Annotated in this window: 11 protein-coding genes; 1 reads left to right on the top strand and 10 read right to left on the bottom strand. The window is 73.3% G+C overall.

The features are described 5' to 3' along the window. Positions 1-196: 196 nt before the first annotated feature. The 10 genes from MTF69_RS11685 to MTF69_RS11640 are packed head-to-tail and all read right to left on the bottom strand — an operon-like array spanning position 197 to position 10,868. On the bottom strand, positions 197-1,780 hold the full coding sequence (locus tag MTF69_RS11685; protein WP_243333305.1) for an NADH-quinone oxidoreductase subunit N: 1,584 nt from the start codon (positions 1,778-1,780) through the stop codon (positions 197-199). Next, entirely contained in the window at positions 1,777-3,345 is a 1,569-nt protein-coding gene (locus tag MTF69_RS11680; protein ID WP_243333823.1) for a NuoM family protein, read from the bottom strand. Before MTF69_RS11680 ends, MTF69_RS11685 begins: the two co-directional genes overlap by 4 nt. Before the next feature lie 38 nt (positions 3,346-3,383). Continuing rightward, positions 3,384-5,465, bottom strand: a complete 2,082-nt coding sequence (locus tag MTF69_RS11675; protein WP_243333304.1) for an NADH-quinone oxidoreductase subunit L — start codon at positions 5,463-5,465, stop codon at positions 3,384-3,386. After that, complete coding sequence (nuoK, locus tag MTF69_RS11670) at positions 5,462-5,842, bottom strand: NADH-quinone oxidoreductase subunit NuoK (RefSeq protein ID WP_243333303.1); 381 nt, start codon at positions 5,840-5,842, stop codon at positions 5,462-5,464. Before nuoK ends, MTF69_RS11675 begins: the two co-directional genes overlap by 4 nt. After that, positions 5,842-6,447, bottom strand: a complete 606-nt coding sequence (locus MTF69_RS11665) for an NADH-quinone oxidoreductase subunit J (protein ID WP_243333302.1) — start codon at positions 6,445-6,447, stop codon at positions 5,842-5,844. Before MTF69_RS11665 ends, nuoK begins: the two co-directional genes overlap by 1 nt. Next, the gene (locus MTF69_RS11660) at positions 6,444-7,067 is read right to left on the bottom strand and encodes an NADH-quinone oxidoreductase subunit I (RefSeq protein ID WP_243333301.1); all 624 of its coding nucleotides are present in this window, start codon (positions 7,065-7,067) and stop codon (positions 6,444-6,446) included. Before MTF69_RS11660 ends, MTF69_RS11665 begins: the two co-directional genes overlap by 4 nt. After that, complete coding sequence (locus MTF69_RS11655; RefSeq protein ID WP_243333299.1) at positions 7,068-8,036, bottom strand: complex I subunit 1 family protein; 969 nt, start codon at positions 8,034-8,036, stop codon at positions 7,068-7,070. Beyond that, the gene (locus MTF69_RS11650) at positions 8,033-9,856 is read right to left on the bottom strand and encodes an NADH-quinone oxidoreductase subunit C (RefSeq protein WP_243333296.1); all 1,824 of its coding nucleotides are present in this window, start codon (positions 9,854-9,856) and stop codon (positions 8,033-8,035) included. Before MTF69_RS11650 ends, MTF69_RS11655 begins: the two co-directional genes overlap by 4 nt. Then, positions 9,853-10,470, bottom strand: coding sequence for an NADH-quinone oxidoreductase subunit B (locus MTF69_RS11645; protein ID WP_243333295.1), 618 nt, complete (start codon positions 10,468-10,470; stop codon positions 9,853-9,855). The genes MTF69_RS11650 and MTF69_RS11645 overlap by 4 nt, the downstream gene beginning before the upstream one ends. Then, positions 10,461-10,868, bottom strand: a complete 408-nt coding sequence (locus MTF69_RS11640) for an NADH-quinone oxidoreductase subunit A (protein ID WP_243333294.1) — start codon at positions 10,866-10,868, stop codon at positions 10,461-10,463. Before MTF69_RS11640 ends, MTF69_RS11645 begins: the two co-directional genes overlap by 10 nt. Before the next feature lie 155 nt (positions 10,869-11,023). Between MTF69_RS11640 and MTF69_RS11635 the strand changes: the two genes are divergently transcribed. Then, positions 11,024-12,217: a sensor domain-containing protein gene (locus MTF69_RS11635; RefSeq protein ID WP_243333293.1), complete on the top strand. Its 1,194-nt coding sequence runs from the start codon at positions 11,024-11,026 to the stop codon at positions 12,215-12,217. The last annotated feature ends 791 nt before the right edge of the window (positions 12,218-13,008 follow it).

Raw genomic sequence — 13,008 nt, 5'->3', positions numbered from 1 at the left:
CGCGGCAGGTTCCCCGGGCGCGCCCGTCCCCGCCGCCCCGGTGGACCGGGGGGCGGGGTCGCGGCGGGCGCGATGGAGGTTAGGCCGTACGGGTTACGGGCGCGGGGCGGGCCACGGCTCCGACGGGGCCCTGACCGGGCCCTCACAGGGCTCTGGCAGGGCTCTGGCACGGCTCCGGCTGCGCTCCGGCGCGGCTCTACAGCGGGAAGAGGCTGCCCGTGGCGAAGCGCAGGACGAGCTGCGGGGCGCCGGAGAGGACCAGGGCGGTGGCGGCGGTGAGCACGATGGCCGCCGTGACCGGCCAGGGGGCCCTCGTACGGGGCTGCGCGCCCTCCTGGGCGCCCTCCCGGGCCGCGTCCCCGTCGGGGGCGCGGAAGAGCAGGGCGGTCCAGCGCAGGTAGTAGTACAGCGCGATGACGACGTTGACGGCCATGACCACGGCGAGCCAGCCCAGCCCCGCGTCGACCGCCGAGCGGAAGACGGTGACCTTCGCGAAGAGCCCGATGATGCCCGGCGGCAGACCGGCCAGGCAGAGCAGGAAGAAGGCCATCGCGAGGGCGGCGAGCGGGCTCTCGGAGTACAGGCCCCGGTAGTCGGAGAGCCGGTGCAGGGGCTTCGTACGGGCCACCAGGGCGGCCACGGCGAAGGCGCCGAGGTTCACGGCGGCGTACATGAGGGCGTAGGCGACGGTGGAGCCGATCTGGTCGCGGCCGGCGTAGGCGGCGGCCGCGATCGGGACCAGCAGGTAGCCGGCCTGGCCCACGGAGGACCAGGCGAGCAGCCGTACGGCGCCGCCGGGACGGTCGGCGGACTGGCGCAGGGCCGCCGCGTTGCCGAGGGTCATGGTGAGCGCGGCGAGGACGGCGAGGGCCGGGCCCCAGACGTCGGAGTACGCGGGGAAGGCGATCACGGTGACGAGGACGAGGCCGGTGAAGCCGACGGCCTTGCCGATGACCGACAGGTATCCGGCGACGGGCAGCGGGGCGCCCACGTAGGTGTCCGGGACCCAGAAGTGGAAGGGGACGGCGGCCGTCTTGAAGGCGAAGCCGACCAGGGTGAGCGCGACGCCGGCCATGGCGAGGGTGTCGAGCTGCCCGGGGACGTTCCCGAGCCGGTCGGCGACCTGGGTGAGGTGCAGGGAGCCGGTGGCGGCGTAGACGAAGCTGACGCCCATCAGGGACACGGCGGTGGCGGTGACGGAGGACAGGAAGAACTTGAGGGCGGCCTCGGAGGAGAGCCGGTCGCCGCGCCGCATGCCGACGAGGGCGAAGGCGGGCAGCGAGGCGACTTCGAGGGCGACGATCAGGGTGGCGAGGTCGCGGGAGGCGGGCAGCAGGGCCGCGCCGGCGGCGGAGGAGAGCAGCAGGAACCAGTACTCACCGGCCGGCATGCGCGCCTCGCGGACGGCCGTGACCGACAGCAGGGCGGTGACCAGGGCGCCGCCCAGGACGAGGAACTGGACGACGAGCGCGAAGTGGTCGGCGGCGTAGCTGCACGCGCCGGGGTCCGCCGTACCGGGTCCGGTCAGGCAGAAGGTGGTGCGGTCGCCTGCGCGCAGCGGCAGCAGGGTGGCGGTCGCGGCGGCCAGTCCGGCGACGGAGATCCAGCCGAGCAGCGGCTTGCGGTGCTCCGGCAGGAAGAGGTCGGCGACCAGCACGAGGAGGCCGACGGCGGCGGTGATGACGACCGGCGCGATGGCGAGCCAGTCGACGGACTGGACCATGCTGGGGCCGTCTGCGGCGGCGATGGCGGTGGTGATGGTGGGGCGAAGGACCGTCATGAGTTCCCTCCCGCGAGGAGCTTCTGGACGGCCGGGTCGGTGAGGCCGAGGAGGACCGCGGGCCACAGGCCGGCGAGGAGCGTGAGGGCGACGAGCGGGGTCCAGGCGGCGTACTCGTAGCGCTGGATGTCCGCGAGGACCACGGGGGCGGCGGCGCTTTCGCGCGCGGCCTTCGGGTCGCCCATGCACACCCGCCGTACGACGATCAGAAGATAGGCGGCGGTGAGCAGGGTGCCGAACGCGCCGACGGACATGTACGTGAGGAACGCGGGCCGCGACAGGCCCTCGGCGGGGTCGAACGCGCCGAAGAGGGCCAGCATCTCGCCCCAGAAACCGGCCAGGCCGGGGAGGCCGAGCGAGGCGATGGCGGCGAAGGCGAGGAGGGCGCCGAAGCGGGGGGCGCGGCCGTAGAGGGCCGCGCCGGTGGCTCCGGCGAGGGTGTCGAGGTCGGCCGTGCCGTAGCGGTCCTTGAGGGCGCCGACCAGGAAGAAGAGGAGGCCGGTGATCAGGCCGTGCGCGACGTTGGCGAACAGCGCGCCGTTGACCCCGGTGGGTGTCATGGACGCGATTCCGAGCAGCACGAAGCCCATGTGGCCGACGGAGGAGTACGCGATGAGGCGCTTGAGGTCGCCCTTGTTGCCCTTGCGGGCGAGGGCGAGGCAGGCCAGGGACCCGTAGACGATGCCCACGGCGGCGAAGGCGCCCAGGTACGGGGCGAAGGTGGCCATGCCGTCGGGGGTGGCGGGCAGCAGGATCCGGACGAACCCGTAGGTGCCCATCTTCAGCAGGACGCCTGCGAGGAGGACGGAACCGACGGTGGGTGCGGCGGTGTGGGCGTCCGGCAGCCAGCTGTGCAGCGGCCACATCGGGGTCTTCACGGCGAGGCCGATCCCGATGGCCAGAACGGCCAGGACCTGGGTGGTGTGGGACAGTTCGCGGCCATTGTCAGAGGCGAGTGCCACCATGTCGAAAGTGCCGCTGTTCAGTCCGATCAGCAGCAGACCGAGCAGCATGACGACGGAGCCGAGGAGCGTGTAGAGGATGAACTTCCAGGCGGCGGCCTGCCGCTGAGCACCGCCCCAGCGGGCGATGAGGAAGTACATCGGGATGAGGACCATCTCGAAGGCGAGGAAGAACAGCAGCAGGTCCAGGACGGCGAAGGTGGCGAGGGTGCCCGACTCCAGGACCAGGAGCAGGGCGACGAAGGCCTTCGCGGAGGGGCCCGCGGGGAGCTTGAAGTAGCTGTAGAGCGCGCAGAGGAAGAACAGCAGCGCGGTCATCAGGAGGAGGGGGAGCGAGATGCCGTCGATGCCGAGGTGGATCCGGACGTTCAGCGCCTGGATCCAGCTGATGTCCGTCGTCGCCTGGAAGCGGGACGGGGCGTCGTGGTCGAACCCCACGGCGAGGACGATCGCCGCGGCGAGGATGGCACCGGTCACGGTCACGCCGTGGCGCAGGACGGCCTGTTCGGGGCTCTTGCCCTTCAGTCCGGGCGGGGCCGGCAGGAGGGCGGCGACCGCGCCGACGAGGGGTCCGGCCACGACGAACGCCAGAAGGAACTGCATCACGGACGGGCTGATATCAATCACGGCTGACTCACGGCTCACGATCCGGCGTTGACGTTGGCGAGGACGGCGGTGGCGATCGCCAGGACCACGGCGCCGGCGAGCAGGGCACTCAGGTAGCTCTGCACGTTGCCGGTCTGGCCGCGGCGTACGAGGCCGCCGAGCAGCCGGGGGCCGAGGCCCGCGCCACGGACGTACGAGTCCACCACCTCGCGGTCGAGGAAGCGTACGAGGGCTGCGGCGGCTCGGACGGGGCGGACGAACAGGCGGTCGTAGACGGCGTCGAGGTGGAAGCCGACGGCGGCGTGCCGGTGCAGCGGGCCGAGCAGCGCGCGGCCGGGGTCGGCGGCGGGGCCGGCCGGGACGACGGGGTGGTCGTGGGTGACCTCGGCGACTTCGGGGGCCTCGGCGGCGGACTCGGCGGCGACGACGGCCGCGGACACGGCGTCGGGCACTGCGGCGGAGCCGGGCGCTCCGGTGGTGGCGACGGCGGCGCCTGCTCCGGACGGGGCCAGGGCGGCCTGGGCCAGGGCGGCCTGGGCCTGGGCGCGCTGCCACAGGGCGTAGGTGAGGACCGCGCCGACGGCGGCGGCGCCCGTGCCGAGGACCGAGGTCGTCAGCGACGGGGTGAGCTCGCGGCCGTCGAAGAAGTCGGCGAGGGGGAAGTCGGCGAGGGGGCCCGCCAGCAGGCCGAAGCCGATGGACGGGACGGCCAGCAGCCACAGCACGCCGGTCATGGCGACGGGCTCCTTGCCGTGGTCGGGTGCGGCCGCACCCCGGCCGCGGAAGGCCATCAGCCACAGCCGGGTGGCGTAGGCGGCGGTGAGCAGGGCGGTCAGCACGCCGGCGACGAGGACCACCCAGCCGGCCGCGCTCGGGGCGAACTCCGAGTGGCCGCCGGCGGTGTGCTCGGCTGCGACGAGGACGGCTTCCTTGGAGAAGAAGCCGGCGAAGGGCGGGAAGGCGGCGAGCGCGAGCAGCGCGATCGTCATCGTCCAGAAGGCGTCGGGGATGCGCTTGGCCAGGCCGTCCATGCGGGACATGGCGGCGAGGGAGTTCGTCCCCGCGGCGTGGATGATCACGCCGGCGCCGAGGAACAGGAGCGCCTTGAAGGCGCCGTGGGACAGGAGGTGGAAGACGGCGGCCGCACGGTCGCCGACGGCCAGGGCCCCGGTCATGTAGCCGAGCTGGCCGATCGTGGAGTAGGCGAGGACCCGCTTGATGTCGTCCTGGGCCAGGGCGGCGAGGGCGGAGCCGACCATCGTGACGGCCGCCATGACGGCCAGGACCACCAGCGCGGCCCGGGAGGCCGCGAAGACGGGGAGGAGGCGGGCCACGAAGTAGACACCGGCGGCGACCATCGTCGCGGCGTGGATCAGTGCGGAGACCGGGGTGGGGCCGGCCATGGCGTCCGGAAGCCAGGTGTGCAGCGGGAACTGCGCGGACTTGCCCGCGACTCCGGCCAGCAGGAGGAGCGCGATGAGTGTCGGGTGGTCGAGCCCGCCCGCGGCGACGGTGCCCAGGATCTTGGTGATCCGGAAGGACCCGGCGTCGGTGGCGAGCGCGAACAGACCGATGAGGAAGGGGACGTCGCCCAGCTTGGTGACGAGGAAGGCCTTCAGGGAGGCGGAGCGGGCCGCCTCGGTCTCCCAGTAGTGGCCGACCAGGAAGTACGAGCAGATGCCCATGATCTCCCAGCCGACCAGCAGCACCATCAGGTCGCCGGAGTAGACGACGAGCAGCATGGCGGAGGTGAACAGTGAGACCAGGGCGGCGTAGGACGGGAAGCGCGGGTCCTCGCGCAGGTACGCCGTGGAGTAGATCTGCACGCAGGTGGCGACGACGCCCACGAGGACGGCCACCATGACGGCGAAGCCGTCCAGGTGGAGCGAGAGCTCGATGGGCACCGAGCCGGTCGGGGTCAGCTCGGTCGCCGTGTCGATCGCCTTGCCGCCGGCCTGGCGGAAGGCGACCAGGACCGCGAGGACTGCGGCGGCCAGCGTCGGCAGGACGGCGAGCGGCTTGACGAAGCCGGGGGCGGTGCGGCCGAGCAGCAGTCCCGCCAGCGCGCCCAGGAAGGGCAGGAGGGGGACCAGTACGGCGAGGGTGGGGGTGCTCACGCGGCGGCTCCGGTCGCAGGGTTCGCGCTGTCCGGGTTCACACCGGCCGGGTTCCAGCCGTCCGGCTCGTGGCCCTCGGCGGTGTCGCGCAGTCGGTCGACGTCCGCGGTGCCGCGGTTGCGGTAGACCATCAGCACGATCGCGAGGCCGATGCCGATCTCGGCGGCGGCGATGGCGATGGTGAAGAGGGTGAGGGCCTGGCCGGCGTGCAGGCTGTCGCGCAGCCAGACGTCGAAGGCCACCAGGTTGAGGTTGACGGCGTTGAGCATCAGCTCGACGGACATCAGGACCAGGATGGCGTTGCGGCGGGCGAGCACTCCGTACAGGCCCGTGCAGAAGAGGAGCGCCGCCAGCACGGCGGGGTAGGCGAGGTGCATCAGCGCTGCCCCTTCTTGTCTGTGGCGGGCGCGCCGGGGGTCGCGGCGGCGGACGCCGCGGTGTCGGGGGTGTCCTTGCGGGACAGCACGATGGCGCCGATCAGGGCCGCGAGGAGGAGGACGGAGAGCGCCTCGAACGGCAGCACCCAGTGCCGGAAGAGGATCTCTCCGGAGACCTTGGTGGAGCCCTGGGCGGGACCGTCGAGGTCGATCCAGGTGGTGCGGAAGGCGTCGACGACCACCCAGACGAGCGCGGCGGCCGCGACGAGGGCGACGCCGAGCGCGACCAGGCGGTTGCCGGAGTCGGCGTCCGGTGAGCGGCCGATGGGGGCCTTGGTGAGCATCAGCCCGAAGAGGAGGAGGACGACCACGGAACCGAGGTAGATCAGTACCTGGACCCAGGCGATGAACTCGGCGGTCAGCAGCAGGTACTCGACGGCGATCCCGCCGAGCGCGACGACCAGCCACAGGGCGGCGTGCACGAGCTGCTTGGTGGTGACCGTGACGGCGGCCGCGCCGAGGGTGGCGAGGCCGACGAGGACGAAGGCGATCTCGACGCCGGTCGGGGAGAGGAAGCCGTTGCCTTGGGCGGCTGCGGTGATCACGCGTCTCCTTCCGGGGCCGGGTCCTGGGGCTGGGCCGGGTCCTGGGCCGTGGTGTCGGGGTTCGACTCGGCGGCTGCGGCAGCGGCGGCTGCCGCGGCTGCGGTCTCCGCCTTCTCCACGGCCTTGCGGGCGGCCGCGATTTCCTTGGGCTCCTCGGCGGCCGGGTCCAGGGCGGGCGGGGCCGGGACGGTCCACATCCACTCGCGCAGCTTGTCGCGCTCGTGGGTCAGTTCGTGGATGTCGGTCTCGGCGTACTCGAACTCCGGCGACCAGAACAGCGCGTCGAAGGGGCACACCTCGATGCAGATGCCGCAGTACATGCAGAGGGAGAAGTCGATGGCGAAGCGGTCGAGGACGTTGCGGCTGCGCTCACGGCCACCGGGGGCGGCGGCCGGGAGCGTCTCCTTGTGGGAGTCGATGTAGATGCACCAGTCGGGGCACTCGCGCGCGCACAGCATGCAGACCGTGCAGTTCTCCTCGAACAGGCCGATGACCCCGCGCGAGCGCGGCGGGAGTTCGGGCTGCACCTCGGGGTACTGGGCGGTGTGCGAGCGCTTCGTCATCGTGCGCAGCGTGACGGCCAGGCCCTTGGCGAGGCCGGAGCCGGGGATGGGAGGCATTTACTGGATCGCCACCTTCACGATGCCGGTGAGCGCGATCTGGGCGAGCGCGAGCGGGATGAGTACGGTCCAGGCGAGCTTCTGGAGCTGGTCCTCGCGCAGCCGCGGGTAGCTCACGCGGAGCCAGATCACCACGAAGGAGAGCGCGGCGATCTTGAGCAGGGTCCAGATCCAGCTGAAGTCGTCGCCGCCGAAGGGGCCGTGCCAGCCGCCGAGGAAGAGGACGGTGGTCAGGGCGCACAGGACGACGATGCCGGCGTACTCGGCGAGCAGGAACAGCGCGAAGCGCAGGCCGGTGTACTCGGTGTACGCGCCGAAGATGATCTCGGAGTCGGCGACGGGCATGTCGAAGGGTGGCCGCTGGAGTTCGGCGAGGCCGGCGGTGAAGAAGACGAGCCCGCCGACGATCTGCCAGGGCAGCCACCACCACTCGAAGGCACCGACGATGCCGGGGAGCGACACCGTTCCGGCGGCCATGGCGACCGAGGCCGCCGTGAGCAGCATGGGGAGCTCGTAGGCGAGCAGCTGGGCGGCGGTGCGGAGGCCTCCGAGGAGGGAGAACTTGTTCGCGGAGGCCCAGCCGGCCATCAGCGAGCCGAGCACGCCGACGCCCATGACGGCGAGCGCGAAGAAGACCCCGGCGTCGATGACCTGGCCGACGGCGCCTTCGCCGGGGCCGATGGGGATGACGAGGAGGACGAGGAGGTACGGGAGCAGCGCGACGGCGGGGGCCATCTGGAAGACGCGGCGGTCGGCGTTGGCCGGGACGATGTCTTCCTTCTGCGCGAACTTGACTCCGTCGGCGACGAGCTGGGCCCAGCCGTGGAAGCCGCCGGCGTACATGGGGCCGAGGCGGCCCTGCATGTGGGCCATCACCTTGTGCTCGGTCTGCCCGACGACGAGCGGGAGCACGAGGAAGACGGCGAAGACGACGATCAGCCGCAGGGCGACGTCGAGGACGTCGTTCACGCGGCGCCTCCGGTGGGGTCGTTGGGGGTGGGGTCCGTGTCCGAGGGGTCCGTCTTGGGGGCGGACTTGGACTCGGGGCCGGGCTCCTGCTCGGACTCGGCGGAGCCCGCCGGGGCGTCGGCCGGGGCGGCCTGGTCCGCCGGAGCGGGCGGGGTCGCCGGAGCGGGCGGTTCAGCCGTGGCCGGAGCCGCCGGAGCGGCCGAAGCCGCTTGGTCGACCGGATCGGCCGAGGTGGCCGAAGCAGCCGGTTCGGCCGGGGTGGCCGGTTCGGCCGGTTCGGCCGGAGCGGCCGGTTCGGCCAGGGGGGCCGGAGCGGCCGGGGTCGCCGGAGCGGCCGTAGGGGTGTCGAAGGCGGGCTTCGGGTTGTGCCAGGGGGCGTCCGTGCTGCCGCGCACCGGGCGCGCGGGGGGCTGCGGTTCCGCCGCGGGCGTGCCCTCGGCTTCGGCCGGAGCCGCGGCCTGGCTCGCGGAGCCATCCGCGACCGAGCGGGTACGGCGCGGCGCGCGGGCAGGGGTTCCACCCGTGCCCGGCTCCGCCTCCGGGGTGCCCGCTGCGTCGGCCGGGGCCTCCGCCTGGCTCGCCGAGCCTTCGGAAGCCGAGCGGGTACGGCGCACCGGGCGGCCCGGGGCCGCCTCGGCGGGGGCCGGGCTCGCTTCGGCCGGCGTCGCTGCCGCCGGGGCCGCCTCGGTTGAGGCCGCCGGGGTGGCCGCCGTAGGGGCCGGGGTGGCCGCCGCCGGAGCCGGGGCGGCTGCCGCCGGAGCCGGGGCGGCTGCCGTGGGAGCCGAGGTGGCCGCTGCCTGAGTCGGGGTGGCCGCCGTAGGGGCCGGGGTGGCTTCCGCCGGAGCCGGGGCGGCTGCCGCCGGAGCCGGGGCGGCTGCCGTGGGCGTCGGGGCGGCTGCCGTAGGAGCCGAGGTGGCCGCCGCCGGAGCCGAGGTGGCCGCCGGAGGGGTCGGCGTGGCCGCCGCCGGCGTCGGGGTGGTTGCCGTGGGCGAGGCTTGTGCCTGGCTCGCGGAGCCGTCCGTGACCGAGCGGGAGCGGCGTACCGGACGGGCCGGGGGCGCTTCAGCCGAGGTCGCCGGGGCTTCGGTCAAGGCCGGCGAGGGCGGGGTGCCTTCGCGGGGGGTGCGGGCCGGGCGGTCGCCGGGGGCGCCGGCCGCCGCGCGCGGGGTGCGGGCGGGGCGGTCGGCGGCAGCGCCGGCCGCCGCGCGGGGGGTGCGGGCGGGGCGGGCGGGGGCCGGGGGGAGCTGGCCCTTCATCGGGCCCCAGTCGTTGGGGTCCGGTACGCCCGGGGGGAGCATCTGGCGGCGCTTCGGGGCGTCCGGGTCGTGCGCCTCGCCCGGCTCCTTCGCGCCCGGCCAGGCCTTGGCGACGCGTGCCGCGAGGACGAAGTCCTTGCGCAGCGGGTGGCCCTCGAAGTTCTCGGGGAGGAGCAGCGGAACCAGGTTCGGGTGGTCCGTGAAGACGACCCCGAACATCTCGAAGGTCTCGCGCTCGTGCCATTCGGCGCCGGCGTAGACGGCGACGGCCGACGGCAGGGAGGGCGCCGAGTGCGGGACGGTGGTCCGCAGCAGGAGGCGGCGTACGCGGTGGTTCTCCAGGGAGACGACGTGCGCGCAGATGCGGAAGCCCGTGCCCGGCTCGTCCACCGCGCTCAGCCAGTCGAAGTAGGTGCAGCCCAGCTTGTCGCGGGCGATCTCCAGTGCGGGGATCCAGCTCGCGGTGGGGACGTCGACCGTGAGGACGGAGTAGGCGAAGGAGCCGACGGCTTCCTCGCCGAAGACCGTTCCCGCCGCGTCGGGGAGGGAGTCGTAGAGGTTCACGCGTCCGCCCCGGGAGCAGGAGGAGGGGAGATCAGGCCGCTCGTGAGTTGTGCCGGGGACGGCGCGGGCGTGTTCGTGTAGCGCTCCGCCAGCGATTCGCGGGCGATCTTCTCCTGGAGTTTGAGGATGCCCTGCAGCAGCGCCTCGGGGCGGGGCGGGCAGCCGGGGACGTAGACGTCGACCGGGATGATCTGGTCTACGCCCTTCGTCACCGAGTACGAGTCCCAGTACGGGCCGCCGCAGTTGGAGCAGGCGCCGAAGGAGATCACGTACTTGGGCTCGGGCATCTGCTCGTACAGCCGCTTGACGGCCGGGGCCATCTTGTCCGTCACCGTGCCGGAGACGATCATCAGGTCCGCCTGGCGCGGGCCGGGCGCGAAGGGGATGACGCCGAGCCGGATGAAGTCGTGGCGGGCCATCGAGGCCGCGATGAACTCGATCGCGCAGCAGGCGAGGCCGAAGTTGAAGACCCACAGGCTGTAGCGGCGGCCCCAGTTGAGGACCACCTTCATGGGCTCGGGCGCGAGGCGGGACAGGACGCCCAGCCGCTTCGGCTCCGGGAGCAGCTGCGGCTCCGACGGCACGGCCGGGGTACCGGCCGGGGTCACAGCCATTCGAGGACGCCCTTCTTGTACGCATAGAGCAGGCCGACGGCCAGGAAGCCGAGGAAGATGAACATCTCCACCAGCGTCGTGGCGCCGTAACCGGCGGCGGCGAACACCGTCGCCCAGGGGAAGAGGAAGATCGAGTCGACGGCGAAGATGACGTAGAGGAAGGCGTAGACGTAGTAGCGGACCTGGGTGTGCGCCCAGCCCTCGCCGACCGGGTCCACGCCGCACTCGTAGGTCAGCAGCTTCTCGCGGGTCGGGACGGACGGGCTCAGCAGGCGGTTGGCGCCGAACGCCACCGATACGAAGAGCACGCCGAGCGCGGCCAGGAGGCCGACGACCGAATACGTACGGAAGTAGTCCGCTGCGAGCACGGTTACGGTCGATACCGTTGGTTCGGGCACGTCCGTTCCTCGTTCCTCGGCCACTGTCGACGATCAGGTTGATCTGGTACGGACGGGAGTCTAGGGCCTGGGGTCCACGGGGTGGGGTTATCCCCCGTTTACCTCGGCCCGGCTACCCCATGGCATCGGGCCCCGGCGCTTGACAGGGTGGGCGCATGACCGCGAGCAAGCACACCCCCGACGACGGCGCTCCTCCTCCCGTACGCGCAGCCCTCGATGCCGTGACGTGGAAGGAAATCGCCTACCTGCTGAGCAATTTGCCCGCCGCCCTCATCGGGTTCGTCTACACGGTGGTGATGGTGGCGACCGCGGGCGGTCTGTCGGTGACCGCCATCGGTCTTCCGCTGTTCGCATGTGGTCTGTTCATGTCTCGCCAATTGGGACGGCTGGAACGGGCGCGGGCCCGCGACCTCTTGGGCGTACGAGTCGATGAGCCGACGCCGATGCCGGGGCCGGGCCGGTCCGGCGGGTTCTTCCCCTGGCTGTGGGCGAGCCTCAAGGACCCGGTGGCGTGGCGGACCGTGCTGTTCGAGCTGATCCGGCTGCCGTGGGCGGTCCTCACCTTCAGTGTGGCACTGACCGGGCTGTTCGTGCTGTGGCCGGTGCTGCCGTGGGTGGTCCGCGGGCTCGCGAACGTGGACCGGGCGATGGTACGGGGCCTGCTGTCGCCCTCCGACGAACTGGAGCGGCGCATCGCCGAGCTGGAGTCCGACCGCGGTGTCGTGGTCGACACGGCGGCGGCGGACCTGCGGCGCATCGAGCGGGACCTGCACGACGGGGCGCAGGCCCGGCTGGTGGCGCTGGCGATGGGGCTGGGCCTGGCCAAGGAGAAGCTGCTGGAGGACCCCGAGGGGGCGGCGGCGATGGTGGACGAGGCGCACGGAGAGGTGAAGATCGCCCTCCAGGAGCTCCGCGACCTGGCCCGCGGGATCCACCCGGCGGTGCTGACCGACCGGGGGCTGGACGCGGCGCTGTCCTCGGTGGCCTCGCGGTGCCTGGTCCCCGTGAAGGTGGCGGTGGATCTGCCGGCGCGGCCGGCGGAGGCGATCGAGGGGATCGCGTACTTCGTGGTCTCGGAGCTGCTGCAGAACGTGAGCAAGCACGCCGGGCCGGGGGCGCGGTGCGCGGAGGTCGAGGTGTGGCGCACGGGTGGCTCCGCCGACGGGCGGCTGCTGATCCGGGTGTCGGACGACGGGCGCGGCGGCGCGAACGCTTTGGCCGGGTCGGGGCTGGCGGGACTGGGTGTGCGGCTCGACGCGGTGGACGGGGTGCTGGTGGTCGAGTCGCCCGTGGGGGCGGGGACCGTGGTCACGGCGGAGCTGCCGTGGCGGGAGCGGTCCGCGCGGTAGCGCTCCGCGCAGCGGGGCCGGGTCCCCCCGGGCCGGCATCCCGGAGCCCCGGCCTGCGGGCTGGGGGTGTGGTGCACTGCCCTCCGTGGGTGGGCAGTGCCCCGCTCCCGGGGCCCAGCCCCCGGACCCCCGCGCCTCAAACGCCGGCGGGGCTGGATTTTTGGCCGCGGCCCGTCTGCACGTGCGGGCCGTGGGGGCCGGGTTTTGGCCGCGCCAATCTGCACGTGCGGGCCGTTTTGGGGCCGGACCTTGGCCACGCCCGTCTGCACGTGCGGGCCGTCCGAGCCGGATTTGGCCGCGGCGATCTGCCCGTAGGGGCGGTTTGGCCGCGGCGATCTGCACATGCGGGCCGGCGGAGCCCCGACCTTGGCCGCGCCCGTCTGCGCGTGCGGGCCGTAGCGGCCGGATTCGGCCGCGCCGATCTGCATGTACGGGCCGTGGGGGCCGGATCTTGGCCGCGCCGATCTGCATGTACGGGCCGTGGGGGCCGGATCTTGGCCGCGCCGATCTGCACGTACGGGCCGTAGCGGCCTGGTTTTGGCTGCGCCCGTTTACGCGTGCGGGCCGTTGCGGCTGGGTTTGCTGCGCAGGTTTGTGCGTGCGGGCGTCGGGCCTGGATTGGTTGCGCCCGTCTGGGCTTGCGGGCCGTTGGGGCTGGATCACCATGCAGGGCGATCCAGCCCCGCCGGCGTTTGAGGCGTGGGTCTGGGCGGAGCCCAGGGAACGGGCGAAGGGTGGGTAGGGGGCTCGGCTTGGCCTCCGGTCAGCGGCTCCGATGGCCGTGGCGGGGG

Source organism: Streptomyces sp. AP-93 (assembly GCF_022808175.1).
In the GTDB taxonomy this organism is placed as follows: domain Bacteria; phylum Actinomycetota; class Actinomycetes; order Streptomycetales; family Streptomycetaceae; genus Streptomyces.
Note: the sequence above shows the minus strand (reverse complement) of the source record. Positions and strands in the feature narration are given on the sequence as shown.

Coding starts and splice junctions, on each gene's coding strand:
- MTF69_RS11685 (WP_243333305.1), bottom strand. CDS start 1,780: ATGACGGTCCTTCGCCCCACCATCACCACCGCCATCGCCGCCGCAGAC.
- MTF69_RS11680 (WP_243333823.1), bottom strand. CDS start 3,345: ATGCAGTTCCTTCTGGCGTTCGTCGTGGCCGGACCCCTCGTCGGCGCG.
- nuoK (WP_243333303.1), bottom strand. CDS start 5,842: ATGCACCTCGCCTACCCCGCCGTGCTGGCGGCGCTCCTCTTCTGCACG.
- MTF69_RS11660 (WP_243333301.1), bottom strand. CDS start 7,067: ATGCCTCCCATCCCCGGCTCCGGCCTCGCCAAGGGCCTGGCCGTCACG.
- MTF69_RS11645 (WP_243333295.1), bottom strand. CDS start 10,470: ATGGCTGTGACCCCGGCCGGTACCCCGGCCGTGCCGTCGGAGCCGCAG.
- MTF69_RS11635 (WP_243333293.1), top strand. CDS start 11,024: ATGACCGCGAGCAAGCACACCCCCGACGACGGCGCTCCTCCTCCCGTA.